At 57.5% G+C, this 25,206-nt stretch carries 27 protein-coding genes and 1 pseudogene; 9 read left to right on the top strand and 19 right to left on the bottom strand.

What is annotated here, in order from left to right; all coding sequences use genetic code 11:
- Window positions 1-16: 16 nt before the first annotated feature.
- Both mltF and EDC38_RS05650 read left to right on the top strand, forming a co-directional pair.
- Window positions 17-1,501, top strand: coding sequence for a membrane-bound lytic murein transglycosylase MltF (gene mltF / locus EDC38_RS05645; protein WP_123637662.1), 1,485 nt, complete (start codon window positions 17-19; stop codon window positions 1,499-1,501).
- Window positions 1,502-1,553: 52 nt separating this feature from the next.
- Complete coding sequence (locus EDC38_RS05650) at window positions 1,554-2,180, top strand: IMPACT family protein (RefSeq protein WP_123637663.1); 627 nt, start codon at window positions 1,554-1,556, stop codon at window positions 2,178-2,180.
- A 39-nt stretch (window positions 2,181-2,219) separates the two neighbouring features.
- Here the strand turns inward: EDC38_RS05650 and EDC38_RS05655 are convergent, their stop codons facing one another.
- Both EDC38_RS05655 and EDC38_RS05660 read right to left on the bottom strand, forming a co-directional pair.
- A complete protein-coding gene (locus EDC38_RS05655; RefSeq protein ID WP_123637664.1) occupies window positions 2,220-3,422 on the bottom strand; it encodes an MFS transporter in 1,203 nt (400 codons plus the stop codon).
- An 8-nt stretch (window positions 3,423-3,430) separates the two neighbouring features.
- Window positions 3,431-3,589 (bottom strand): annotated as a pseudogene (locus tag EDC38_RS05660) (rubredoxin); the annotation flags it as partial.
- Between the two features lie 94 nt (window positions 3,590-3,683).
- Here EDC38_RS05660 and EDC38_RS05665 point away from each other — a divergent pair.
- Window positions 3,684-5,483, top strand: a complete 1,800-nt coding sequence (locus EDC38_RS05665; protein ID WP_123637665.1) for an ABCB family ABC transporter ATP-binding protein/permease — start codon at window positions 3,684-3,686, stop codon at window positions 5,481-5,483.
- Between the two features lie 7 nt (window positions 5,484-5,490).
- On the opposite strand, the gene traF is transcribed toward EDC38_RS05665, so the two are convergent.
- Complete coding sequence (traF, locus tag EDC38_RS05670; protein WP_123637666.1) at window positions 5,491-6,972, bottom strand: conjugal transfer protein TraF; 1,482 nt, start codon at window positions 6,970-6,972, stop codon at window positions 5,491-5,493.
- Window positions 6,973-7,049: 77 nt separating this feature from the next.
- Window positions 7,050-7,496, bottom strand: coding sequence for a DUF6491 family protein (locus tag EDC38_RS05675; protein WP_123637667.1), 447 nt, complete (start codon window positions 7,494-7,496; stop codon window positions 7,050-7,052).
- A 137-nt stretch (window positions 7,497-7,633) separates the two neighbouring features.
- Between EDC38_RS05675 and EDC38_RS05680 the strand changes: the two genes are divergently transcribed.
- Window positions 7,634-9,742: a TonB-dependent siderophore receptor gene (locus EDC38_RS05680; protein ID WP_123637668.1), complete on the top strand. Its 2,109-nt coding sequence runs from the start codon at window positions 7,634-7,636 to the stop codon at window positions 9,740-9,742.
- Window positions 9,743-9,770: 28 nt separating this feature from the next.
- Here the strand turns inward: EDC38_RS05680 and EDC38_RS16650 are convergent, their stop codons facing one another.
- A complete protein-coding gene (locus EDC38_RS16650; protein ID WP_281273508.1) occupies window positions 9,771-9,905 on the bottom strand; it encodes a hypothetical protein in 135 nt (44 codons plus the stop codon).
- A 283-nt stretch (window positions 9,906-10,188) separates the two neighbouring features.
- Here EDC38_RS16650 and EDC38_RS05685 point away from each other — a divergent pair, with 283 nt between their 5' ends.
- Window positions 10,189-11,016, top strand: a complete 828-nt coding sequence (locus EDC38_RS05685) for a MipA/OmpV family protein (RefSeq protein ID WP_123637669.1) — start codon at window positions 10,189-10,191, stop codon at window positions 11,014-11,016.
- 40 nt (window positions 11,017-11,056) lie between these two features.
- On the opposite strand, the gene EDC38_RS05690 is transcribed toward EDC38_RS05685, so the two are convergent.
- The 13 genes from EDC38_RS05690 to pdxH all read right to left on the bottom strand — a co-directional run bounded on the left by EDC38_RS05690 (window position 11,057) and on the right by pdxH (window position 20,457).
- On the bottom strand, window positions 11,057-11,353 hold the full coding sequence (locus EDC38_RS05690; RefSeq protein ID WP_123637670.1) for a hypothetical protein: 297 nt from the start codon (window positions 11,351-11,353) through the stop codon (window positions 11,057-11,059).
- A gap of 59 nt (window positions 11,354-11,412) precedes the next feature.
- Window positions 11,413-11,610, bottom strand: a complete 198-nt coding sequence (locus EDC38_RS05695; RefSeq protein ID WP_123637671.1) for a glycine zipper domain-containing protein — start codon at window positions 11,608-11,610, stop codon at window positions 11,413-11,415.
- A 61-nt stretch (window positions 11,611-11,671) separates the two neighbouring features.
- Window positions 11,672-11,986: a hypothetical protein gene (locus EDC38_RS05700; RefSeq protein ID WP_123637672.1), complete on the bottom strand. Its 315-nt coding sequence runs from the start codon at window positions 11,984-11,986 to the stop codon at window positions 11,672-11,674.
- Window positions 11,987-12,169: 183 nt separating this feature from the next.
- A complete protein-coding gene (locus tag EDC38_RS05705; RefSeq protein WP_123637673.1) occupies window positions 12,170-12,580 on the bottom strand; it encodes a hypothetical protein in 411 nt (136 codons plus the stop codon).
- A gap of 693 nt (window positions 12,581-13,273) precedes the next feature.
- Window positions 13,274-13,561: a hypothetical protein gene (locus EDC38_RS05710; RefSeq protein ID WP_123637674.1), complete on the bottom strand. Its 288-nt coding sequence runs from the start codon at window positions 13,559-13,561 to the stop codon at window positions 13,274-13,276.
- Between the two features lie 41 nt (window positions 13,562-13,602).
- Window positions 13,603-14,529: a DNA-methyltransferase gene (locus EDC38_RS05715; RefSeq protein WP_123637675.1), complete on the bottom strand. Its 927-nt coding sequence runs from the start codon at window positions 14,527-14,529 to the stop codon at window positions 13,603-13,605.
- Window positions 14,522-15,301, bottom strand: coding sequence for a restriction endonuclease (locus EDC38_RS05720; RefSeq protein WP_123637676.1), 780 nt, complete (start codon window positions 15,299-15,301; stop codon window positions 14,522-14,524). The genes EDC38_RS05715 and EDC38_RS05720 overlap by 8 nt, the downstream gene beginning before the upstream one ends.
- 307 nt (window positions 15,302-15,608) lie before the next feature.
- Complete coding sequence (locus EDC38_RS05725) at window positions 15,609-16,802, bottom strand: BaiN/RdsA family NAD(P)/FAD-dependent oxidoreductase (RefSeq protein ID WP_123637677.1); 1,194 nt, start codon at window positions 16,800-16,802, stop codon at window positions 15,609-15,611.
- The gene (tadA, locus tag EDC38_RS05730) at window positions 16,799-17,317 is read right to left on the bottom strand and encodes a tRNA adenosine(34) deaminase TadA (protein ID WP_281273509.1); all 519 of its coding nucleotides are present in this window, start codon (window positions 17,315-17,317) and stop codon (window positions 16,799-16,801) included. Before tadA ends, EDC38_RS05725 begins: the two co-directional genes overlap by 4 nt.
- Window positions 17,302-17,571: a DUF1653 domain-containing protein gene (locus EDC38_RS05735; protein WP_024460561.1), complete on the bottom strand. Its 270-nt coding sequence runs from the start codon at window positions 17,569-17,571 to the stop codon at window positions 17,302-17,304. The genes tadA and EDC38_RS05735 overlap by 16 nt, the downstream gene beginning before the upstream one ends.
- Window positions 17,572-17,609: 38 nt before the next feature.
- Window positions 17,610-18,818, bottom strand: a complete 1,209-nt coding sequence (locus EDC38_RS05740) for a CaiB/BaiF CoA transferase family protein (protein WP_123637678.1) — start codon at window positions 18,816-18,818, stop codon at window positions 17,610-17,612.
- A complete protein-coding gene (locus EDC38_RS05745; RefSeq protein ID WP_246004345.1) occupies window positions 18,815-19,810 on the bottom strand; it encodes an NAD(P)H-quinone oxidoreductase in 996 nt (331 codons plus the stop codon). The genes EDC38_RS05740 and EDC38_RS05745 overlap by 4 nt, the downstream gene beginning before the upstream one ends.
- Before the next feature lie 2 nt (window positions 19,811-19,812).
- The gene (pdxH, locus tag EDC38_RS05750) at window positions 19,813-20,457 is read right to left on the bottom strand and encodes a pyridoxamine 5'-phosphate oxidase (RefSeq protein WP_123637679.1); all 645 of its coding nucleotides are present in this window, start codon (window positions 20,455-20,457) and stop codon (window positions 19,813-19,815) included.
- 129 nt (window positions 20,458-20,586) lie between these two features.
- On the opposite strand from pdxH, the gene mobA reads away from it, so the two are divergent.
- The 4 genes from mobA (at window position 20,587) to EDC38_RS05770 (ending at window position 24,292) form a co-directional block, all read left to right on the top strand.
- Window positions 20,587-21,219 carry a molybdenum cofactor guanylyltransferase MobA gene (mobA, locus tag EDC38_RS05755; protein ID WP_123637680.1) on the top strand — a complete coding sequence of 211 codons (633 nt, stop codon included), beginning with the start codon at window positions 20,587-20,589 and terminating at the stop codon, window positions 21,217-21,219.
- A 336-nt stretch (window positions 21,220-21,555) separates the two neighbouring features.
- Window positions 21,556-23,040 (top strand): SulP family inorganic anion transporter, encoded by a 1,485-nt coding sequence (locus tag EDC38_RS05760; RefSeq protein ID WP_123637681.1) that lies wholly within the window; start codon window positions 21,556-21,558, stop codon window positions 23,038-23,040.
- Window positions 23,041-23,054: 14 nt separating this feature from the next.
- Complete coding sequence (locus EDC38_RS05765) at window positions 23,055-23,909, top strand: universal stress protein (protein ID WP_123637682.1); 855 nt, start codon at window positions 23,055-23,057, stop codon at window positions 23,907-23,909.
- Window positions 23,910-23,911: 2 nt separating this feature from the next.
- Window positions 23,912-24,292, top strand: coding sequence for a VanZ family protein (locus EDC38_RS05770; RefSeq protein WP_123637683.1), 381 nt, complete (start codon window positions 23,912-23,914; stop codon window positions 24,290-24,292).
- Here the strand turns inward: EDC38_RS05770 and EDC38_RS05775 are convergent.
- Window positions 24,278-25,162: a CHASE domain-containing protein gene (locus EDC38_RS05775; protein ID WP_123637684.1), complete on the bottom strand. Its 885-nt coding sequence runs from the start codon at window positions 25,160-25,162 to the stop codon at window positions 24,278-24,280. The genes EDC38_RS05770 and EDC38_RS05775 overlap by 15 nt on opposite strands.
- Between the last annotated feature and the right edge of the window lie 44 nt (window positions 25,163-25,206).

Consider the following 25,206-nt stretch of genomic DNA (forward strand, 5'->3'; position numbering starts at 1 on the left):
AGAGGAGAAGCCGTAAATGGAAGTCCGCAAAACCCCCCGCCTTATCCAGGCGGCCGCCAAACATCTTTTCAGCCTGACGGTCATCAGCGTCAGCCTGCTTCTGGTCGGCAGTAAACTGCCTACCACGCTTGAGCGTGTCTATGCCTTGGGCGAATTGCGCGTGATTTCCCGCAATGGCCCCACCACCTATTATGAAGGCCCCCACGGCCAGACCGGTTTTGAATACCTGCTACTGCAACAGTTCGCCAATGAACTGGGCGTGCGCCTGGTGATTGAGGATGAAGAGAGCCTTGACACCATGCTCAACAAGGTCGGCAGGGGCCAGACCCACTTTGCCGCCGCCGGACTGAGCATTACCGAGCGTCGCCGGCAGCGCGTGCGCTTCAACCAACCTTATATGACCATCCGTCAGCAGGTGCTGTATAACAGCCGAACGCCGGCGCCCCGTTCGGTCGAGGACCTGATCGGCAAAGACATTCTGGTTATTGCCAACTCCTCCCACGCCGAACGTCTGGAGGCCATCAAGACCCACTACCCGGCCCTGACCTGGCGCGAGTCCTCTTCGGTAGAAATGATCGACCTGCTGGAAAAGGTACACAGCGGTGAAGTGGACTATGCCGTGGTCGACTCCAACGCCTACGACCTTAACCGGCACACCTTTCCCCGGGCCCGCGCCGCCTTTGATCTGGGCGCACCTCAAGAGCTGGCCTGGGCGTTTCCCCGCAGCCGGGACGAGAGCCTGTACCGAGCGGCCGAGGATTACCTGAACCGCATCAAACAGGATGGCACACTCGCGGCCATCAGCGAGCGGTTCTACGACCATATCGACGAGGTCACCACCGGTGGCGCCCTGCTGTTCTCCTATCGACTGGAAAAGCGCCTGCCACAGTGGCAGACCTTGCTGCAGGAAGCCGCCGACGAGTTTGACCTGGACTGGCAACTCCTGGCCGCCATCAGCTATCAGGAAAGCCACTGGAACCCCAACGCCCGCTCCCGCACCGGGGTGCGCGGCCTGATGATGCTGACCCTGGCCGCCGCCAGCGATATGGGCATTGAGAACCGGATCGACCCCAAGCAGAGCATTCACGGGGGAGCCAAGTACTTCCGTAACCTTTACGACCGCCTGCCCGAGCGCATTCAGGGTGAGGATCGCACCTGGCTGGCACTGGCGGCCTACAATGTGGGCATGGGCCACCTGGAAGACGCCCGCAAGATCACCCAGGCATTGGGGGGCGACCCGGACCGCTGGGTGGATGTGCGCGAACACCTGCCGCTGCTCGCCAAGCGCTCCTACTACAAGTACACCCGGCACGGTTACGCCCGCGGCTGGGAGCCGGTGACCTACGTGCGCAACATCCGCAACTTCTACAGCATCATCGCCTGGCACCAACAGCAGGAACAGCGCCAGATTGCGGCGCAAGAGGCGGAAACCGACGAACAACGTATCCAGCGCAAAGTCAGCAGTAACCGCACGCTGAACATGCCCCTGTCTGTGCTCTGACTGCGGCACTGCCGGCCACCAGAGCAGGCGCCATTTGTGGTTTAATGGCGCCATGAACGATACCCCTCCCCCACAAGCCCCCTACCGTGTGCTGGCCGAACCCTGTCAGCACACCCTGGAAGAAAAGCGCAGCCTGTTCCACACCTACCTGTTTCCGGTTCAGGAGCGCGAACCGGCATTGGCTCATGTCGAGGCCTTGCGCCAATCCCAACCCGGCGCCTCCCACTATTGCTGGGCGTATATTCTCGGCCCGGCGGATCAGCCACGCCGTCAGGCGTTCAGCGATGACGGAGAACCCTCCGGCACCGCGGGAAAGCCCATGTTGCACGTGCTGACCCAGCGCGGCGCAGGCGATACCCTGGCGGTGATTGTGCGCATTTTCGGGGGCGTAAAGCTAGGCGCTGGCGGGTTGGTGCGCGCTTACGGCGGCGCGGTATCCCAGGCGCTGGATCTCGCCCAGTGGCGAGAGATCACCCCGAGCACCGAGATCAGCATTACCGTGGACTTCGCTCTGGAGGAGCGGATTCGGCACTGCGCCCAACAACGCGGGCTGGCCGTTATTGGTGTCGACTACCAACAACAGGTGCGTCTGACCCTCGCCGTACCCCAGGCCGAGGTGGGGGCATTACAGGACGAGGTTCAGCAGCTGACCAGCGGCCAATTTCAATGGCAGCCATGATCGGTGCGGGGAGCGGTGTCGTGGCGCGCCCCGCTCAACTCAGCTGGATACCGCTGGCGCCGTGGATCGTATCTGCCAGACGCACAGCGCCACCACCACAGCGATAACCAAAGGCACCATGGTCAGGTTCAACACTACCCATCCCCACAGATGGAACAGCGTACCCGCCAGCAGTGAGCCGATCGCCACCAACGACAGGACAATCAGGTCATTGATACCCTGAACCTTGCCCCGCTCGGACTCGGAGTGAGTGCCGGCCAACATCACGCTGCCGCCGACAAACAGAAAGTTCCAACCGACCCCCAGCAACACCAGGGCCACCCAGAAATGGGCAAAGCTCGCGCCCGAGGCCGCCGTTGCGCTCGACAGCAGCAGCGCTCCAGCACCCGCCATCAACACCCGGTACTGCCCCAACCGGGCGATCAGGCTACCGGTGAAAAACGAGGGCACAAACATGCCCAGCACATGCCACTGCATGATGGTGGCCACCTGCCCCATCCCGAAGCCCTTGGAAAGCATCGCCAAGGGCGTCGCGGTCATGACCAGAATCATGATCGCGTAGCCAACCGCACTGGCCAACACGGCCACCTGAAAGCGACCCTGCCCGGCAATGTCCCTCATGGGCCGCACCACATCGTCGGAGCGGGGCTCCCCCTGAGGCGGCACGCGCAATAGGGCCAGTAACAGGCTCGCCAACAACGCGAGCAACGCCATCACCAAATAGGGGCCACCATCGGGTACCGAGGTCAACCACTCATAATTGGCGCTGGCATTCCACGGGCCGAGAAAGGCCGCCGCCACACCCCCGGCCATGACCCAGGAGATGGCGCGACTGCGAATCGCCGGACGTGCCACATCCGCCGCGGCAAACCGGTAGTACATGGCAAACCCCTGATACAACCCCACCAGCAAGTTACCCAGGCAAAACCCGATGAAGGTGCCCTCCGCAATGGACCAGAAGGACAAAAGGCTGCCCGCCAAGCCGCCCAGCAGCGCCCCCACCAGAAAGCCCGGTCGGCGCCCTACCCGTTTCATGAACAGCGACGCGGGCAAGGTGGACACCACCGCGCCAACCATGGTCAGGGCAATCGGCAGGGTCGCCAGTGACGGCGTGTCGCTCAGTCGGCCACCGACCACGCCACTGAGCGTCATCACGGTAATGGCCGCCACCATAAACAGCGTCTGGTTGACCACCAGAATCGCAATATTGAGTATTTCCCGGCGCGTTTCAGCTCCTGTCACTCGTCAATCTCCACCATCTCAAAGTCCTGTTTGCCCGCACCGCAGTCCGGACACTCCCAGTCATCCGGCACATCCGCTCAGCGGGTCCCGGGGGCTATGCCATCGTCGGGCCAGCCCTCCTGTTCATCGTAAATGAAACCACAAATCAGGCATTGCCACCGTTTCATACTGCCTCCGGTCTTTATGTCCAACCTTACGAGATTTTTTACGCTCAAGCTGGCATCATGCGCGCTCATCCGGTCACCCGAAGAGAGTTCCCGAATGCGCCGCCCCTACGGACCGACACCGCCCCGAGACGCCAGCATACCCCGTTTGAACCTGCGTGAAGTATGGGGCTATTTATGGCCCTACCTCTGGGACTTCAAAGGGCGGGTAATCCTGGCCATTATGGCACTGCTGGCCGCCAAGGGGGCGACGCTGGCCATGCCCTGGGCGCTCAAGCATATCATTGATGGTGTGGACCGGAGCCTGCAGCCCGAACTGGTACTGCCCATCGCCTTTCTCCTGTTCTACGGTTTTTTGCGCTTTGGTGGGGTGTTTTTCGGGGAGCTGCGGGACGCTATTTTCAGTCGGGTCACCGAACGGGCCATGCGCCGGATCGGGCTTCGGGTGTTCGAGCACCTGCACCGGCTGGAGCTGAACTTTCACCTGAGCCGTCAGACCGGTGGCATCAGTCGGGACATCGAGCGCGGCACCAGCGCCATCAGTTTTTTGATGCGCTTTCTCATGTTCAATATCGTGCCGACCCTGTTTGAAATCGTCATGGTCGCCGCCATTTTTACCTTGGCGTTCTCCGTCTGGTACGCCCTGATCATTCTTGTGGCCGTGATCATCTACATCGGCTTTACCGTGATCACCACGGAGTGGCGCACCCGCTTTGTGCGCGAAGCCAACCAGGCCGACTCTTCCACCAATACCCGAGCGGTGGACAGCCTGCTCAACTATGAAACGGTCAAGTACTTCAATAACGAAGCCTTTGAAGCCCAGACCTATGACACCTTTCTGGAAACCTGGGAAAAAGCCAAACTCAAAAATCGTCTGTCACTACTGGCTTTGAACTCCGGCCAGGCATTGATCATCGCCGCGGCCATTACCGGGATGATGATCATGGCCACCCAGTCGGTCATCGACAAGAACATGACGCTGGGTGATCTGGCCATGGTGAACGCCTATATGATTCAGTTGTTCATACCGCTGAACTTTCTGGGCTTTGTATATCGGGAAATGCGCCGGGCGCTGACGGATCTGGAAAACATGCTGGGCCTACTGCAGCGTGAACCGCGCATTGAAGACGCCGCCGATGCCCGCGAGCTGAGTGTGCCTGAAGGCGAGATCCGCTTTCACGACGTATCGTTTGGCTACCACCGCGACCGGCCGATTCTCAAGGGGCTGGATTTCACCGTGCAGGCCGGGCACCGGGTGGCGATCGTCGGGGCCTCGGGCGCCGGCAAAAGCACCATCGCCCGATTGTTGTACCGGTTTTATGACATTGATGATGGCCGCATCACCATTGACGGTCAGGACATTCGCGACGTGACACTGGACAGCCTGCGCCGCGCCATTGCCATCGTTCCTCAGGACACGGTGCTGTTCAATACCAGCATCCGGGAGAACATTGCTTACGGCAATCCATCCGCGCCCGATGAGGCCATTGATCGAGCCATTCGCATGGCCCACTTGGAAGACTTTATTGCCGCCCTACCCCAGGGCGATCAGACGTTGGTGGGTGAGCGCGGGCTGAAAGTCTCGGGTGGCGAGAAGCAGCGCATTGCCATTGCCCGGGTGTTGCTCAAAGGCGCACCCATTCTGATTTTCGATGAGGCCACCTCCGCCCTGGACTCCCGAGCCGAAGCAGCCATTGTGGCCGCCATGCGGGAAGTCTCGTCCGGGCATACCAGCCTTGTAATCGCCCACCGGCTGTCGACCATTGTCGACGCCGATACCATTCTGGTTCTGGACGAGGGCCGGTTGGTCGAACAGGGCTCTCATGAGGCATTGCTGGCGCACGACGGCCGCTACGCGCAGTTGTGGAGACTGCAACAGCAATCCGCCGAGCCATGATGATTGTTTAGAACGACAACCCCGCCTGTAAGGCAAGGCCCCACTCATCGCCATTGGTGCTCTTCGCGGCGCCGATGTCCAGGTGAGCGCGCCGTCCGCCAAAACCCAGCCCCACCGAGGGCAAGGTCTCATCGTCAACCACGTTGTGCCGCAGACCCGCGCGCAGCGCCGTGTTGCGCCACAGAAACCATTCGGTTCCTACGCTCAGGTACTGCTTGTCGGGGTCAAACCCCAACGGTTCATTGCGCGTGAGGTCCCAATCCACACTGACCCGGAATGGCTCCGTTCGAAAGCCGAGCCCCACCCGCGCGACCGGACGCTGGGTGATACGATCGCCCAGCGCCGTCTCGAATTCATGCGGCACCAGATTGCGGACCACCAGTCCCCATTGAAAAGGGCCGGGTAAGTCATGCACCAGCCCGGCATCCATATTAAAGCGGGTATGTTCGCGCCGGTGCACCGACTCGCTGTACACATCGAGCTCGAACTCGTTCACCGGCTGCTCAAAATGAATCGTGGTGAAGTGCACCTGTTTCAACGTAACGCCAAAATGAAACCGATCGCTCCGATCCGTCATGAAACTACGGGCAACGCTGAGCGCCTGCTCGGTCACCTCCGCGCCCTGACTTTCTATGGTCGAATAAAACTCCGTAGGCAGCGGCTCTCTCAGGTAATCCTGAACGCCTTTGCCGCTGGTTTGATCCGCGAGGGCATCATCGTATAGCGCACCGAAATCCACATACTCATTCAAGGCCTGCGCGGCATCCCAGAGTCGCCGAACCTGGGCAACGACCTCCTCCAGGGTGAGGGCGTCGGGGTTTTCCACCATGGCTTCAGTGGCCATCACTTCATCCAGCAGATCGGCAAAACGATCCACGGTGTTGGTCACCCGCTCGATGTTCGCATTATCCCGTTCGGACACCCGGACCATGCTACCCATCACCAGAAACTGGCGGTGATAACCCCCAAACGCCCATTGACCCGCCGGGTAACCAAATGAAGCGCCGTAGGAGGCACTGACCCGCAGCGGTTTATCAGAGAGGTGATTGATATCGCGCTGAACATTCCGAATCCGGGCGGTCGCCTCCCGCAGCTCGGCACCGGACTCAAAATCCGGTGAATCCAGCGCGATCGACGACATGATCACGTCCTCGAGGTCAACGCCCTCATAGCGATCGGAGAACTCATCGGCCGTCTGCAGAAAGTTGTCGCGATCAAGGAGTCTCGCCCCGACGTAGGTGTGGGCGTGCAATCGTGACAAGCGCTTGGGATCGTGATTGATCAGTAACGCGGGGTTGAACAGACTCGCATTGTGCGAGCGCGCCGTCACCACGCCAGTGCCGGCCATCGACAGTGAACGCGCATCAAAGGAGAGAAAGGAAATGGCGTTGGCGCTACTGGTCCACAGACCCAACACCGTTGTCCATATGACCGCATACCGCGGTGGCTTGCGCCCGGTGCCCGAGCGCTGTCCTGTATTGAGCATCATGCCCTTCCTACTGACTGAATCCTGGAGTTGAATGGGCCCCACTTTACCATGGGGCCGCCACACGCCTCTAACCGGAATCAGTCCTCTGCGGATTCCGCCTCAGAGCGCAGTGCATTATAACGTTCAACGGCACGCCGGTGGGCTGCGAATGCCGCCTCCCGACTCTCGAACTCATACATCTGCCGGATCGTGCAGTGATCGTCCCGGACATAAACCTTGTGCATACCGCCACCGCAGACTTCACTGAAACGCTCTTCAAAGAGCGCGGCCGGTGAGGTCTCCAGGGCGTTGCAGCCCGGTAACACGGTCGCCAGGTAGTAATTGCGCCGCGCGTCAATGGAAATCACCTCGTGATCCAGAACCCCATAGCCCCGGATGTCATTCTGGCGGACACAGGCACGGCCATTCTGCCCCGCCGTCTCGGCCAGCACATCATAAAAGGAAGGGACCGACTCACCAGTCGTGGTACAGGCGGATAGCGCGGCCAACAGCGGCGCGGTGGCGCACAGCTTCCATAGTCTCATAGTTCACCTCTCTGAATCATCGACATCAATGTGGCGCAGGAAATCATTTCCCTTGACCCTTTAAATGTTAATCACTATCATTTGCATCATCGTTGTCATGCATTGTTTCTGCTACCTGTCATAGGAGTACCACTACCGTGTCTTTGTTCCGCCCCTCTGTATTGGCCGTCGCCGTAGGCTCGCTGCTGACCTCCGGCTACACCCTTGCCCAGTCTGCCCCCTCCGAAATCCAGGAAATTCAGGTAACGGGGCAACTGTCCCGCTATTCCGCCCTGAAGTCCGATACCCCGATCATGGAAACCGCCCGCTCGGTGTCGATTGAAGGGCTGCAAGACATCATCGACAAGGGCGCCATTACCCTGGACGACGTGTTCACCTACTCCTCCGGTGTCTACGGCAAGACCTACGGCTTTGCCACCCGAGGTGACTGGGTCAAGGTCCGGGGCCTGGACGTGCCTCAGTATCAGGATAGTCTGCAATCGCTGTTTGGCAATTACAACAACACCCGCCCGGACGTCTACACCCTGGAACAGGTGGAGGTGCTCAAAGGACCGGCCTCGGTATTGTACGGACAGGGCTCTCCCGGCGGGATTGTGAATGTGGTAAGCAAGCTGCCCAAAGCGGAATCCGCGCACGAACTGCTGGCCGAGCTGGGCAGCTTCGATCGCCAGCAACTGGCGTTCGACAGCACCGGCGCCCTGGACTCCGACGAGCAGTGGCTCTACCGGGCGGTGGGTGTCTACCGCGACACCGATACCCAGGTCGATCAGGTGAATGAAAACACCCGGGTGTTCGCCCCCTCAATCACCTGGCAGCCGAACCAGCAGACCCGCGTGACCGCCCTGCTCAACCGCACCGAAACGGACAGCGACGTCGGCGCCCAATTCCTGCCGGTCTACGGTACCCTTCTGCCCGCCCCTAACGGCCAGTTTATCGACAACAGCACCTACACCGGCGATCCGGACTTCAACTATTACGACACCGAGACCACTTCCCTGACCCTGCTGGCCGAGCATCAATTCAACTCGGTCTGGAGCCTGGAGCTCACCTCCCGCTACACCGATGCGAAGGCCGACTATCAACAAGCCTGGACCGCGTTTATTGGCGGAGACCGCTACGTGCGCAATGCCGATGGCAGCCTGTATGGCGACGGGCTGGTCCCGCGCTCCTTCTATGGCAGCAAATCCACCTCCGAACAGGCGGCACTGGATGCCCGTCTGCGCGCCAACTTCCAGACCGGTGCCCTGTTCCACGAAGTGCTGATCGGCACCCAGTATCAGGATGTCACGCTGGGAGAAAGCGGCTTTTACGACTATGCCCGTGGTTACGATGTCGCCACCGGAACCGTCCTGGATGACAGCACCTGGATCAACGTGTTTGATCCTCAATACGGCAATATTCCCGCCGCCAGTGAATTCACCTACGCCGTTTCACCGGACAGCACCACCGAAGACCTGGGCCTGTATATCAATGACCAGATCAGCGTGGGCAACTGGCGCATCACCGCCGGGGTACGTTTCGACGATACCGAAACCCGTACCGGCACCAGCAGCCAGAGTGACGATGCCGTCAGCACCAGCGTGGGCGCCCTGTATCAGTTTGATAACGGCCTGTCGCCCTACGTGAGCTTCGCCGAATCCTTTGATCCGGTGATCGGCGACAACGGCAACGGCGAGCCGCTCGATCCTCAGGAAGGCGAACAGTGGGAAGCCGGTTTCAAATACCAGCCGAGCACCTTCCCGGCCATGTTTACCCTGGCGTACTTTGATATCACCCAAACCAACTTGAACGACCCCAGCGCCCTGGTGGGCGAGTACCAGCAACAACGGGGCGAGGCGTCAATCACCGGTGTGGAATTGGAAGGTATTGTGTTCATGGGTGACCTGAGCCTTGAGCTCAATGCCAGCCAACTGGATACCGAGAGCGCGGAAGGCTATCGCCTGGCGAGCGTACCGGAGCGTCAGGCCTCCACCTGGCTGACCTGGCGTCCGGGCGACTTCGAAGGGTTCAAGGCCGGCGCGGGCCTGCGTTACGTGGGCGAAAGCTGGGACGGCACCGATCAACTGCGCACACCTTCTTACACCCTGGGCGACCTGATGGTGGGCTACCAGACCGGACCCTGGGACCTGACCCTGAACGCACGGAACGTCGCGGATAAAGAGTTCCAGGCGACCTGCCTGTCTCGGGGGGACTGCTTCCCCGGCGAGGCCCGCTCCGTGGTCGGTCGCGTTCGCTATCAGTTCTGATCCCCTCTCACGCCGCAGGGACGCGGCGCTACTTCTTGGGCGTCGGCGGCACAAGCACCCGCCAGGGCTTGCCTTCACAGGATTCAAAGTTCTTGCAGGTCGGCAGGCAGCCGCGACAGGGAAGACGGTGCGGTGATTCCGGCTTGGATACAGGTTGGTTCACATCAGACTCCGATTGGTTATTCGCTTGCGTTATTTACGTTCCGGAACCGCGTACAGATAACTGTCGCTCATACATCAGCCCGATTCTCAGGCCTGACGCCGATCCGGCACCCGCCCGACACGTCCCTGGGCCACTTCCCCTCTGCAAGACACTCCCAACCGACGGCCCTACCCCGGTATACACTGAAAGCGGTAATAGCAGGTAATCTTTTCACAAAAATCTGACGTAAAGGTCGTGTCGTCTGAGCAATCATGCCATGCCATCACATAAGGGGGACACTTATATGAAAACGTCTACAGCGTTACTATCGGCCGCACTCCTGCAGGCCCTGTTATTGCAACCCGCACTGGCGCAGGACGAAAAGACCGCCCTGGTGCCCTTACCCTCGATTGAAGACTTCACGAGAGGTGAAGACGGCTTCGCCTTTGGCCTTGGCCTGGGTATTGAGTATGAAGCGGCCTACGAGGGGTCCGATGAATTCGGTGTCGAGGTCGACCCGGCGGGAGCGGTCCAATGGCGCAACGACGACGATATTTTCTTCTGGGCCGGTGAAGCGCTCGGATGGCGCGGCCTTCGTTCCGACACCTGGCTGTTCGAGGCCGTTGTGGGCTTCGAAGAAGGTCGAGAGGAAGGCGACTCCGATGACGGTCGACTGGATGGGCTCGGCGCTACCGACGAGGCGGTCGAGTTCGCCCTGCAAGCCCGCCGGGCGTTCGACGCCGACTGGCGTTACTGGCTGGATGGCCGCTTGGTGACCAGCGACAACGGCACCCTGGGTATCTTCGGCGTGGGCCGCCGCTTCGGCGACCAGATGGACGGTACCGGCTCCGAACTGGCGATTGTGGCGGTGTACCACGATAGCGATCTCGCCAACACCGAATTCGGCATAACCCCCGCCCAGTCCGCCGCCTCGGGACTGGCCGAAACCGAGATGAGTGGCGGGTTCCGCTCGATTGGACTGAATTACAGCTACCGCAACTACATCCGCGAGAACTGGCAGATTTTCGGTGAAGTGCTCTATGAGCATTTCAGTAGCGATATTCAGGATAGTCCGATTGCGCGTAGTGACTACGAGGCTGAAGTGGGGGTTGGGTTTATTTACATATTTTAGTGCACATCAAACCCCAAAGCCCGATAGCGTAAGGAGGGAGCTAACGGGCTTTTCTTTGCGCAATGTACTCCAACGCCTCCGGATCGGCGTTGATCTGGCGTTCCAGAATTTTTAACAGAGTCGCCCTTGAAACATAGCGGTAGGAGCCAGCGCCGTATGTGGATGTGCCCAAAATGAAAGCGGCCAACACCAAGTACTTCGTATAATCATGAAGGCTCGGAAAGAAGGTCGTTAAAGCCGCCATTGCCGCAATCAATACCGCCAGCGCGTAAACGACGTTTGCGTACGAAAACCTGTCTTTCGCTTTCAGGTACAGCTCTATATCATCTCTTGTCATGACCAGTTCCTTGAGGAAAACCTATGGCTTGTTGAGCCAACTGCCAATTATCCGGCACCCTATTCTTTCGGGATATTCTTACATTTACTTTTTCGAAGAGCTATACCAAAAACAACACCGCCAACGATTCCAAACCCCACACCAAGCGCCGGATTATCCATCGCTGCACCAAAACCCGCACCAACGCCGACTCCAATACAAAGACCAAACGCGAAAGGGTTGTCGACCTGACGAACCCGAGGCTTCTTGAATGTCATTTCATTTCCCTCCCTAAAACCACTCTCAGAAACCCCAAGGAAAATTATTTCTGTACCTGCGTTACATTGCTTCAATGGACATTATTACCAACGGAACAGACAACACTGCAGTAAAATATATGAGTTCCGGCTGACGTGCTTTCGATGGTACTAAGTGGCCAACGGCCAACCCAACAAACAACGCCGCGAGCGGCACCCACCATTCAGAAAAAATAAAGCCTGCTATAAAAAAGGCACAAAATGCTAAAGTACAAACCACCCCAAGGATGTGAATACTTTTCCCTAAAAGCCGGCGGCCCTTACTGCTTACACAGCCAATGTACTGCATTGAGCCTAGCTGGAGAATAACTAAAGAGGATAGCAGGTAAAACGTCATACAAAGTCCCTTATAACGAACGATACGAGCCTGCGAGCGTCCCACCGACGCTTGTCGTGGTGATTAGTGCGCCTTTACGCATCTCTGTCCAATGATAACGCGATGGCAAAGCGCATCGAGTTTACGAGAGTCCGGCGTCCGGCAGGGCGCAAACTAATGCACATAGTTAGCATTTTTTAACTATCACTGGAAGGGAATATCCGCATAGCCCCAAATCCCAGTTCCAGCAACAATCAGAACTATCGCTATAACTTGCTTCAGGCTCTTTGCTGTAATTATTTCATGGATCTCGATCGAGAAATTTCTTGTCTTAGCAAGATCTTCGTATAATTCTGTCACCGAAATACCCTTTCCCTCTGCAATCTTGTCGTCAAAGCTTGGCATTTCTCTTTCGCGGTTTTGGGCCCTCTGCCAGTTAGTACGTATAGAGGAGTATTGTAACTCTGCACCCGCCAGAACCAAAAGCGAACCACTTCGTTGAAACCAATTATTTCCGTCGTAGGTTAATACATCCGCAAGAAGGGAAACCACTGCAATAATCACCATTGTCAGCGTGAAAAGTATTGAAAACCTATTACTTATTAGAACGTTCATAAACTCCCTGCTGAACTATTTGAATGCTAAGGCCAAGTACACCGGTGCGACCTCTCGAGAATCCGACAGATGAAGGCTGCGCACCACTGCGTTTGGTTATATTTTCTAGATCCAGGAGGCGACTTCATGGATTCCTCCTGGTAAGATTTTCATTCGCATATTTATGATCTGTCAAATATATAGCTAGCATGTAGTATTCATTTTCTAGGAGTGGGTAGCTACGCAGCTCGCAAGAAATAGAAATCAAAGTCCTGTCGCTATCCTCATTTGACCACAAGAATGTGTAACCGTACGGATGTTCTGAGTCTGACCGTCTAAAAGATTCATCGTAATTACTGGTTAAAGACCTTACAACATTCTCAGCTCTTTCAATGCATCCAGCTTCGCTGTCACGCGACTCTATAGTCTCCGTTGCCACCAATCTAAAAACCTCTCTATTATCGTTTATATTAATTTGAACATTGTACGCGGACGGAGATATATCTCTATTAGTTCCCCAGCACGTGGCATCGTTATCCGAACAACTTAGAATTCTATCTGATGTGGAAGAGATAATTTCTCCAAACTGATAGCCAAAAACTCCGCATATAGCTTTGTCACATTCACCTAAGGCGTGGAGCGGAAGAGCTAACACAGAAAGAGCAAAAGTTATTCTGCCGTAGTTCATTAACACCGCCTAAAATATCGCCGCGCTCATCGGAAGTTTTGGAGCATAGCGGAAAAATTGTCCGCGTGCAGCGCATTGCAATACGATTCTTTGTCTCCCGATAACCAGAAGTACTCTGTCGCTTTTAAATTATCGAGAAATTCATCTTCTGAAAGTGAGCTATAGTTCTTCACGGATTGGAGGCACGAGTCAGCTTTAGAGCCTTCTTCTACATAAGCATACCCCACGTAGTACTTGAAGGTTTGTTTTGGCAAAGGACGAGGCGCGAAAAAAAATTCTTTCTCGATATGCATTGATGAAAATTTATCGAGCATATTCTTTAGCTTTGCCCTATTGGTTTGAATCCTAATAAATATCAAAATAAAGACTCCTTAGGCTCAACGTTTCCCCTCTCGTCGATCTTTATCCCGTATTTCTCTTTTACAGCTTTTTGAAAGTCAGAGATCGCATTCTTGTGATTTCTTAGAAACCAATTGACATGATTCTTTAAATACTCAGCTCTAATTATGGGATCTCTTAAATCATTAGGGACACGCTCCATACGAGGATCAACACTATCAAACCCACAGAATGGCTCACTTAACCTTCTTTTTGTCATTTCAATATATTCGGGATTAACCTCAATCCCAATAGCATTTCTATTGGTCTGCTGGCAAACGCGGACCGTCGTTCCACTTCCAGAAAATGGATCTAATACAAGATTTCCCTCGTCCGATGAAGCCAAAACCATACGTTCAACAAGCCCTTCTGGTTTCTGCGTAGGGTGGTCTTGGCGATTCGGATTGGAATAGTGAACGTGAGAAAACTCCCAAACGTCACCCGGATTTGCTCCCCGCATATTATTTCTCTGGCGATAGTACTTTTGTGGGACACGAATATCATCGAGGTTAAACGTAAACGATGATGATTTCGTAAACATCAGTATGTCATCATGACGTGGAGAAAACCCTTTTGTTTTTCCCATTCCTTGCGTGTAGTGCCACACTATCCATGCGTGGAAATGCAACTTCAAATCACGTTCTAAGATATCGTATAGGTACGATATAAAGCGGAATCCCATAAAAACGTAAATAGTTCCATGCGGCTTTAAAACGCGAGAAGCCTCCGTAAGCCACTCTTTTGAGAAAACTAGATATTCATCAAATGTCTTCTTATCAATATTGTTTTGATAATTTTTACCAAGATTGTAAGGCGGATCTGCAACAATTAAGTCGATAGACCCCGATCTAATATCTTGCATTTGCTGAACCGCATCGCCAGCAATAAGCTTTAAATCAGTCATCTTTCTTAATCCAGCCCTTAGTTTCCGCAAGACTCAGCCATTGTTCAAAAGTACGTCTACTTGACTGTAAGTATTTCTTGTCCAGAAGCTGGCAGAACTCCCATGTATTCCGCTTTTCTATATCCACATAGTGAATGTCTCGCACTTGTATCTGCCCCGTACCTAATGCAGGATTGTAATTTAAATCCCTTGAAGATATGTACTTCAAATCATAGGCGTTGTATTTGACAACCTCCATTATTCCATCCATAAGCCCGGATTCTTGGTTTCGAGTGGAGTAAACCCTATGCTTCAAAGACAAAATGATAAAAATGTAGTCTGGATCTTCTACATATGCTGTTCTAATTCGTGCAAACGAAGTGATGTTTGGAGACTTTCCGCTGTTGTCAATGTCTTCCGCAGTCGCCTTAACATCCACCTCTGCAGTTACTCCACTCTCGACTTTACGTTGTCGTTTAAATTGAAGAATAACATCGGCCATATGAAGCCTTTCAACGGCCTCTACATTCATCAATGAATATTTGTTGGACTTGTCATCCGCAATTAACTGAAACGTTTCTGATGCCCATGCCTCAACAAATGGCCCAGCAATTTTGTTGATATTCTCCATTGGCAACCCGAGCTTCAGGTTTGTATTGATGAATATTTTATTCTGCCCACTCTCAATAGCATTCTTAATAATCTCCTCTACGGTATTCGTGACGAAGGTTGAACATTCCTCATAGTCTTCTGATTCTCGAGGAATTTTGAATACTTGACTTTCGTAGCTCATAAATTATCTCTAATGTCAACTTGTCCATGGTTTTTCGTATAACAGCTGTATATCGAGCCGGCACGATTTTGCACGCAGGGGGAAAGACGGAGTAACGACACTTAGGCTCTAAAGCATAAAGAATTTTTCGACAATCATCCGTTTAGCTCTGGGTGTAAAAGTGTGCTGGCACGCTTATTACTGCCCGGCTCCCGTAAGTCTTTGATTTAACCGCTAGCATTACTCTCGTAGGGGCAGAAAGCGTGCGCCACCTTGAGCTAAAGTGTGCACTATTTTCCTTAGAATTCAAATATCGCATACAGACCCATCAAATCACCTGTCCGGCACAGTGCCCACTAGCCCAGGCCCATTGGAAGTTATAGCCCCCCAACCATCCGGTCACGTCGAGCACTTCACCGATAAAGTACAGCCCCGGTACCGCTCTTGCCTCAAAGGTCTTGGAGGATACCGCCTGGGTGTCCACCCCGCCGCGGGTGACTTCGGCGGTACGGTAGCCTTCGGTGCCCGGGGGGACGATCTGCCAGCGGTGGAAGCCTTCGCACAGGGCGTCCATGTCGGCGCGGCTCCATTCGGCCAGGGGTTTGTCCTGTAGGCCGCTCGGAAAACTCGGCAGTTCCAGCCAGGTTTCCACAAAGCGCTTGGGTAGATGGCGGGACAGGCGATTTTTCAGGGTGGTTTTCTGGCCGTCGGAGCGCCATTGGTTCAGTAAATCCGCGAGGGATTCGCCGGGCAGAAAGTCGATGGTGATGGCTTCCTGACGATGCCAGTAGTTGGAAATTTGCAAGATGGCCGGGCCACTCAGGCCCCGGTGGGTGAACAGCAGCGCTTCGGCAAAGCGCTGCTCACCGCACTCGACCGTCACTGGCAGTGACACGCCTGAGAGCGAGCGGGCAATCTCCAGCCACTGGCCGCTCAAGGTGAAGGGCACCAGTGCGGCTTCGCGTTCGGTGACCGGCAGGCCGAACTGTTTGGCGATCTGGTAGCCGAAGCCGGTGGCGCCCATGGTGGGAATGGACAGTCCACCGGTCGCCACCACCAGGGATTCGCACTGCACACCGCCGTTGGTGGTGGCCAAAGTGAAACCCTTGTCGGTTTGTTCGATGGACTCAATGGTGCAGCGGGTCTGGATGCTCACGCCGGCTTGGTCGCACTCGGCCAACAGGATGTCGAGAATATCTTTGGATTTGTGATCGCAAAACAACTGGCCCAGGGCTTTCTCGTGGTACTGGAGATCGTACCGCTGCACCAGCGCCAGAAAGTCATAGGGGGTGTACCGGCGCAGGGCGGAGATACAGAAGTGGGGGTTGTCGGAAATAAAGTTTTCGGGCGAGACGTCGTAGTTGGTGAAATTACAGCGGCCACCACCGGACATCAGAATTTTTTTGCCCACTTTGTTAGCGTGGTCCAGCACCGCCACGCTTCGCCCACGAAAACCGGCGGTGGCGGCGCACATCAGCCCGGCGGCGCCTCCGCCGATAATCACGCAGTCGTAGTATTTCATGAGGGGGATTGGGCCTGCTTGCGCGCCTTGGCCTCGGCCCGGCGCTGGCGGAAAAAGTCGGTCAGTTGCTGCTGGCAGGCGTCGGCGAGTACGCCGCCCTGCACTTCCAGCCAGTGATTGTAGTAGTCCGTCTGTGCCAGTTGATTGCGGCTTTCCACCACGCCGGCTTTGGGTTCGGTGGTGCCGTAGACCAGTCGCGCCACGCGGGCGTGAATGAGCGCGCCGATGCACATGGTGCAGGGCTCCAGGGTCACATACAGGGTGGTGTCCGGCAGACGGTAGTTCTGCTCCCCTGCGGCGGCCTGACGCAGCGCCACTACTTCGGCGTGGGCCGTGGGGTCCTTCGCGCCGATGGGTTGATTGAAGCCTTCGCCCAGCACATCATCGTGGCGCACCAGCACGGCGCCCACCGGCACTTCGCCCTGTTGGGCGCCCTGCTCGGCCAGTGCCAGGGCCCGCTGCATCCAGTATTCGTCCCGTTTGTTCTGATCGTCCGTCGTTACTGTCCCGCCCACAGGTGATCCTTCTCCATGGGTTCGACATAGGCAAAACGCGGTACGGTTTCCCCCGCGACTTCCACCGATTCGTTAAACATGGACAGCGGTCGGACCCAGAGGCTGTAGTCGCCGTAGAGGCAGCGATAAACCACCATGGCCTCCCCGGTTTCGCTGTGGGTGGCCACTTCGAGTACCTGGTAGTCCTTGCCTTTGTAGTGGCGATAGCGGCCGGGTTTGAGCGGCTCGTCGGGTCGTTCTTCGGTTTTGTTCATAGCAGATTACTCGTTCTATCGCGCGTCGTATCGCGCCGCTACACAATGCCCTGTTCGCGCAAATGACTCAAGTCCTCGGCGCTCAGGCCCAGCGCTTCCTGCAAGACACCATCGGTGTGTTGCCCCACCTCGGGGCCAGGCCAGTTGGTGCCGCCGGGGGTACTCTCCAGGCGCGGCATCATGGCCGGGATTTTCAGCGGCTTGCCATTGATTTCCACCTGCTCGAACAGGCCCCGCGCCTGAAAGTGCGGATCGGCCATCATATCCGCGACATTGTAGATCGGGCCCGAGGGCACCCGCGCCGCTTCGAGTTTGGCCAGAACCTCTGAGGACTCGAGGGAGCCACACCAGTCGGACAGAGCACCGTCGATGGCTTCCACGCATTCGACCCGCCCGGCGTTGGTGGCCATGCGCGGGTCGTCCGCCATGTCCGGCCGGTCCGCCGCGCGCATCAGGCGCTGAAAAATGGAATCGCCGTTGCCGCCGATCACCACGTATTTGCCGTCTTTGCACCGGTAGGTGTTGGTGGGCACGATGCCGGTAACGGTGGTGCCCGAGGGCTCGCGGATGATGCCAGCGCCGTCGTATTCCGGCACCACTGCTTCCATCAGGTTGAACATGGCCTCATACAGGGCGACATCCACCACCTGCCCCTCTCCGCCCGGCTGCCGCTCGCGTTCGAACAACGCCAGGGTAATGCCCAGGGCGGCGTGCAGGCCGGCGATGGTATCACCAATGCTCAGGTTGGGCCGCACCGGGGCCTGATCCGGGTGGCCGTTAACGTAGCGGAAGCCGCTCATGCCTTCACAGACCGAGGCGAAGCCCGGCTTTTTGGCGTAGGGGCCGGTCTGGCCGAAGCCGGAAATGCGGCAGTAGACCAGTGCCGGGTTGCTCTGCTTGATGACGTCGGGGCCGAGGCGCCAATCTTCCATGACGCCGGGGCGGAAGTTTTCGATCAGGACGTCGGCACTGTCGATCAGTTGCCGGGCGATCTCGCGGCCTTTGTCCTGTTTGAGGTCGAGGGTGACGCTTTTTTTGTTGCGGCCCAGGCTGCGCCACCACAGGGAGGTGCCGTCTTCCACCACGCGCCAGCCGCGCAGGGCGTCGCCTTTGCCCGGCGGTTCGATTTTGATGACCTCGGCCCCGAAGTAGGCGAGCATGCAGCCGGCGAAGGGACCGGCAATGAGTTGGCCCAGTTCGATGACGCGGATGCCTTCGAGGGGACGGTGGGGGGTGGCTTTTGTCATAGGTTGATAATGGCTTTGCCGATCAGGGTGTTGGATTCCATTAGCTCGTGGGCTTTTTGGGTGTCACTTATTGCGAAACGGTGATTGATCAAAGGCCTCACACGTCCGAGGGCGATCAGCGGCCAGACGCGTTGTTCCAGTTCGCGGGCGATGCCGGCTTTTACTTCGGCGCTCTGGGCTCTGAGTGTCGAACCGGTCAGGGTCAGCCGCTTGAGCATGAGCGGCATCAAGTCTACCTCGACTTTACTGCCGTTCAGAAACGCGATATTGACGATGCGCCCTTCTTTGGCAGCCGCTTTGATGTTGCGTTGGACGTAGTCACCGCCGACCATATCCAGAATTACATCGGCGCCCTGCCCGTCGGTGAAGGCTTTGACTTCGGTGACAAAATCCTCTTCGCGGTAGTTGATCGCCCGGTCGGCTCCGAGTGCCAGACAGGCCTCGCACTTTTCCGGGCTGCCGGCGGTCACGATGACCCGCTGATCCAGCGCCTTGGCCAACTGGATGGCGGTGGTGCCAATACCACTGGCGCCGCCGTGAACCAGCAGGGTTTCGCCCGGCTGGATTCCGGCCCGCTGCCACAGGTTGTGCCAGACGGTGAACAGGGTTTCCGGCAGCGCGGCGGCATCCTCAAGGGCTACACCGTCGGGTACCGGCAGGCATTGGTCGGCCGGGGCGACGGCGTATTCGGCGTAGCCGCCACCGTTGACCAGGGCACAGACCCGGTCGCCCAACTGCCAACGCTGAACGCCCTCGCCAACGGCAACGACCGTTCCCGAGACTTCCAGGCCGAGCACCGGGGAGGCATCGTCCGGCGGTGGGTAGAGTCCCTGCCGCTGCAGTACGTCCGGGCGGTTAACCCCGGCGGCGGCCACCTGAATCAGCACCTCATCGGGGCGTGGCTCCGGCGCGGGGCCCTCGGCCAGGGTCAAGACCGAGGGCTTGCCAGGGGCATCGTAGTGTACGTAACGCATGGGGGTAACACTGGGCATTGCTACGGCTCCAGCCGGTCGATGGTCCAGTTGCCATCGGGCTGCAGGTTGTACTCAAACCGGTCGTGCAGGCGGTGGGCTCCGCCCTGCCAGAATTCCATCTGGTGGGGGCGAACCCGGTAACCGCCCCAGAACTCCGGCAGCGGGATGTCCTGCCCCTTAAAACGCTGTTCCAGTTCCCGAACGTGGGCCATCAGTGTCTCGCGGGAATCGACCGCGCGACTCTGATGGGACGCCCAGGCGGACAGTTGGCTTTCCCGGGGGCGGGAATGAAAATAACGCTCGGACTCCTCCGCCGACAGCGATTCGGCGATACCACAGACATCCACCTGGCGCTCCAGGGTATGCCAGGGAAAGTGCAGGCTGACTTTGGGGTTGGCGGCCAGTTCTCGCCCCTTGCGACTGGTGCGGTTGGTGTAGAACACGAAGCCGTCGGCATCCAGCCCCTTGAGCAGCACAATACGTTGGGAGGGCTGCCCGTCCGGGGAGGCGGAGGCGAGTACCATGGCGGTGGGGTCGGGAATCTCTGCCTTCACCGCCTGCTCCATCCAGACTTCAAACTGGTCTATGGGGTTGGCACTCAAATCTTCCAGGTTCAAACCTCCGCGCAAGTACTCCCGGCGCAGACTCTGCAAATCAAGACCCATACTCAAGACTCCGGTGAAAACCGACCCCGCAGGCGCGGAATCGTTAAAAAAATCGACACAAAACAGTCGCGCGTTTAATCTCTTACCGCGTATAGTACTGGTAAAACCCGACACCGTTAACCAGAGATTATGAACGACAGACCCCAGATTCCGGGCATTATCCTTGCCGGAGGACTCGCCCGCCGCATGGGCGGCGGCGATAAGTGCCTGCTGCCGCTGGGCGGCCAGACCCTGCTCCAGCGGGCGATTGCCAAAGCCAGGCCCCAGGTCACCGAGCTGCTGCTCAACGCCAACGGTAACCATCTGAGGTTTACCCGCAGCGGGCTGACGGTGCTGTCCGACGAGTATCCCAACTTCCCCGGCCCTCTGGCGGGCATTCACGCCGGTTTGCAGTGGCTGGAAAACCATCGCCCCGACCATCAATGGATGGCCAGTTTTGCCAGTGACACGCCGTTTTTCCCCGACAACCTGGTCAGTGAACTGTACCAGCGCGCTCTGGAGACAGAGGCATCTCTGATCCTGGCTCGCTCCGGCGAGCAGACTCACCCGATTTTCGGGTTGTGGCACCGCTCTCTGCTGCCGGCCGTGCGCGATGCGCTGCGGTCGGACCAGACGCCACGACTACAAGACTGGGCACGGGAGCAGAAGGCCGAATCGGTGACCTTTGAGCAGACCGGCTATGACCCGTTTTTCAACATCAATCGCCCTCAGGATCTGTACGATGCCGAGGCGCTACTGCCGCTGACCGACCGCGCCCGCTAGCCCCTGTTACCCAGGGCCGAGCCCGTGCAATACGAGCCCCTTTCCGGTATACTCCGCCGCCTTCAAACCAAGCCACCGGCCTCACGGCATGCGCGCCGTTCCAGTCTGGGTGCTGATGATAACGATACTCATCACCGGTCTCGCGACTTGGCAGTTGACCCCGGGCATTAAGCCCTGAAGGTTGGCCCACGGAAGTTCCCGTTGCCCGCCCAGTTGACTTGTAAACCGCCTCCTATCGGCCGGTTTGCCAGCCGGTTTTCTCTTTTCAAAACCATCGGTGACGCCCACCCTGTGCGGCCGTCCACGGTATTGACTTCGATCTGCTGGAAGATACTTATGCTCGCAAACATTCGACAGGATTGGTTCTCGAATTTCAAAGGCGACAGCCTCGCCGGCATTGTGGTGGCGCTGGCGCTGATTCCCGAAGCCATCGCCTTCTCTATCATTGCCGGAGTCGACCCCAAGGTCGGCCTCTACGCCTCTTTCTGCATTGCCGTGGTCACCGCGTTTGTGGGTGGCCGCCCGGGCATGATTTCCGCCGCCACTGGCGCCATGGCGCTGCTGATGGTCACGCTGGTGAAAGAGCATGGGCTGGAATACCTCCTCGCCGCCACCTTGCTGACCGGGGTCTTTCAGATTATTGCCGGAATGTTAAAGCTGGGGGCACTGATGCGGTTTGTTTCCCGCTCGGTGGTGACCGGGTTTGTGAATGCCCTGGCAATTCTGATTTTCCTGGCTCAGCTGCCGGAAATCACCGGGCAAAATGCCACCCTGCCGGTGTATATCATGCTTGCGGCGGGCCTCGGTATCATCTATCTGTTTCCGCTGCTGACCAAAGCCGTTCCCTCCCCGCTGGTGTGCATCATTGTCCTGACCGGTATCGCCATGTACCTCGGTATGGACATCCGCACCGTGGGCGATATGGGCGAGCTGCCGGACAGCCTGCCGGTATTCCTGTGGCCCGACGTACCGCTGACCTTTGAAACCCTGCAGATCATTTTCCCGTACTCAATCACCCTGGCGGTGGTCGGCCTGTTGGAGTCCATGATGACCGCCACCATCGTGGATGACCTGACCGACACCCCGAGTAACAAGAACCGGGAGTGCATTGGCCAGGGTACCGCCAATATCGGCTCGGGCCTGCTCGGTGGTATGGCCGGTTGTGCCATGATCGGCCAGTCGGTGATCAACGTGAAATCCGGCGGTCGCACCCGTCTTTCGACCTTGACCGCCGGGGTCGTGCTGCTGATTCTGGTGGTCTTTCTGGACGAGTGGGTCGCTGCAATCCCCATGGCCGCTCTGGTGGCGGTGATGATCATGGTGTCGATTGGTACCTTCAGCTGGTCTTCGGTCAAGAACCTCAAAGACAACCCCAAGAGCTCCAGCATCGTCATGGTCAGCACGGTGGTTGTGGTGGTCGCCACCCACAACCTGGCGCTCGGTGTGCTGGTGGGCGTGCTGTTGAGCGCGCTGTTCTTCGCTCGCAAAGTGGGCGATATTCTGTACATCGGCTCCAGCCTCTCGGACGACGGCGAGCATCGTACCTACCATGTGGTCGGGCAGGTATTCTTCACCTCCGCCGAGCAATTTATTGACGGGTTCGATTTCAAAGAGGCGATTGAAAAGGTTACCATCGATCTGCACCGCGCCCACTTCTGGGACATTACGGCGATCAGTTCCCTCGATAAAGTGGTGCTGAAGTTCCGCCGCGAAGGGACCGATGTGGAGTTGATTGGCCTGAACGAGGCCAGCGCGACACTGGTGGACCGCTTCGCCGTGCACGACAAGCCGGACGCTGTTGAACGCCTGATGGGCCACTAACCGAGAGAATGAGTATGCACAACAAAGTGATTGCCTGTATCGATGACTCTCAATACGCCGAATCCGTCTGTGATTACGCGGCCTGGTCCGCCCAGCGCATGGATGCACCGCTGAGCCTGGTGCACGTGCTGGACGAACCCACTCAGGGCAGAAAACAGAACCTGAGCGGCAGCATCGGCTTTGGCTCTCAGGAGGCGCTGCTGGAAGAGCTCGCCAGCCTGGACGAGCAACGCTCCAAAGTGGCCATGGAACACGGCCGACTGATGCTCAAGGCCGCCCGTGAACGGGTGGAGCAGAACGGTGTACCCGAGGTGGAAACCCGCCAGCGTCACGGCGAGCTGGTCAGCGCTCTGGCCGAGCTGGAAACCGAAACCCGAATGCTGGTGGTGGGCAAGCGCGGTGCGGACACCGCCTCGGCCCACGGGCATATCGGCAGTCACCTGGAACAGATCATCCGCACCCTGCACCGGCCGATTCTCATTGCCCAACAGAGTTTTGAGCCGCCCAAGGCGATCATGTTCGCCTTTGACGGCAGTGCCACCACCCGCAAGGGCGTGGACATGGTAGCCGCCAGCCCATTGTTCAAAGGCATTCCGATTCACCTGGTCACGGTCGGTGCCGACGTCGACAGCAACCGCGAACAGTTGGACTGGGCCAAGAACAAACTGACCGAAGCGGGTTTTGAAACCGAGGCCACCATTATTGCCGGTGACCCGGAAACCGTTCTGGAAGAGTATCAGCACACCCACAATATCGATCTGCTGATCATGGGCGCCTACGGCCATTCGCGTATTCGCCAGTTGATCGTGGGTAGCACCACCACTCACATGATCAGCAAAACCCGCATTTCACTGATGGTGCTGCGCTGAGTATGACCGTTCCGGCGTGGTGGCGGCCGCTGTGCCGGTGGCAGTTCGTCCTGCTACTGGCGATTTACAGCTACTTTGGGCTCACCACCGCTTCCGGCCCCCATATTCCGCAATACAACGACAAGCTGATGCATTTTCTCGGCTATGGCGTTGCCGGCTGGTCAATCACCGTTGCCTTGCCGGGCTGGCCGGTGTGGCAGCGTCTTCTGGTGTTGGTGGCGTACTCGACGGGCATTGAAGTGATCCAGCATTTCTTGCCGCCGCGCACCTTCAGCCTCGGCGATATTCTGGCGAATATCGGCGGCGCCCTCTTGGGTCTCGGGTCGGCCGAGCTGGCTCGCCGGCTTGCACCCAACCTCAGCCGAACGTTACTCGAACGCTGACTCCGGACCTCGGGCGCCCCGGGTCATTCGCTGACGTCGATGCAGCACCGCGGAGTAGGTTCCCAGCGCCGCCACCAGCGCCAGCACCCAACCGAATATCCGCAAAATAAATACTGGCAACCAGTGAGTATCGCCCGTACGGGTCTGAACCACAAACTCCCAGTCCCGCCCGGAAGTCAGTCGTACTGTCTCATCCTGGCTGAACAGCGTCGATTCGCCCCAGAGGTAAACGGGCGGCTGATTTCGCCGGTTCGCCCGCACCGAAAAACGGTGCCGACTGTCACCTTCCATGACCGCGAACATGGCCTCCAGCAGGGGCTCAGCGTCAATCACGGTCGAGAGCAGCCCCCAGTAAGCATCATCGATGTAAATCGGATCGCGGTACACAAACGCCTCACCTCCCTGCAGCAGTTTGACCCCTTCAGACAAGATGGGCCGACGTTGCTCTACCGCACGCTTTACATCCGGCCACTGCGATTCCAGCTCGCGGTAATCCAGACCAATGGCGGCCTGGTTGCCCTCTTCTGGATAGACGTAGGTCAGTTTATAGTCGACCGCCACCCCAAAATTGCGGATCAGGGGGCTGGTCTGATAGGCGACGCGCAGAATGCTGAGAATTTCTTCCCGCTCCAGGGAATCGTGCCGCACGGAAAAGTAGCTGCTTAAGCCCCGCGTCAGATACAGCACGTTGTTCAGTTCCCGTTCGGCGTTAGAGCGAAGATCGGCCGCGAACGTCAGCGCCTGCAGCCGCTGTTCGCTATAGAGTTTCCCCTTATAGGCAAAGATGACCCCCTCAACCACTCCGATCACCAACAGGAAAATCAGTGCGGGCAGAATCAGGGGCGAGCGTTTCCCAGGCGGTTGACTCAAACCGGAATTACCTCCATATCAAAGCGACGCAGAACCATCATACG

The sequence above is a fragment of the Marinimicrobium koreense genome, from assembly GCF_003762925.1.
Lineage (GTDB): Bacteria > Pseudomonadota > Gammaproteobacteria > Pseudomonadales > Cellvibrionaceae > Marinimicrobium > Marinimicrobium koreense.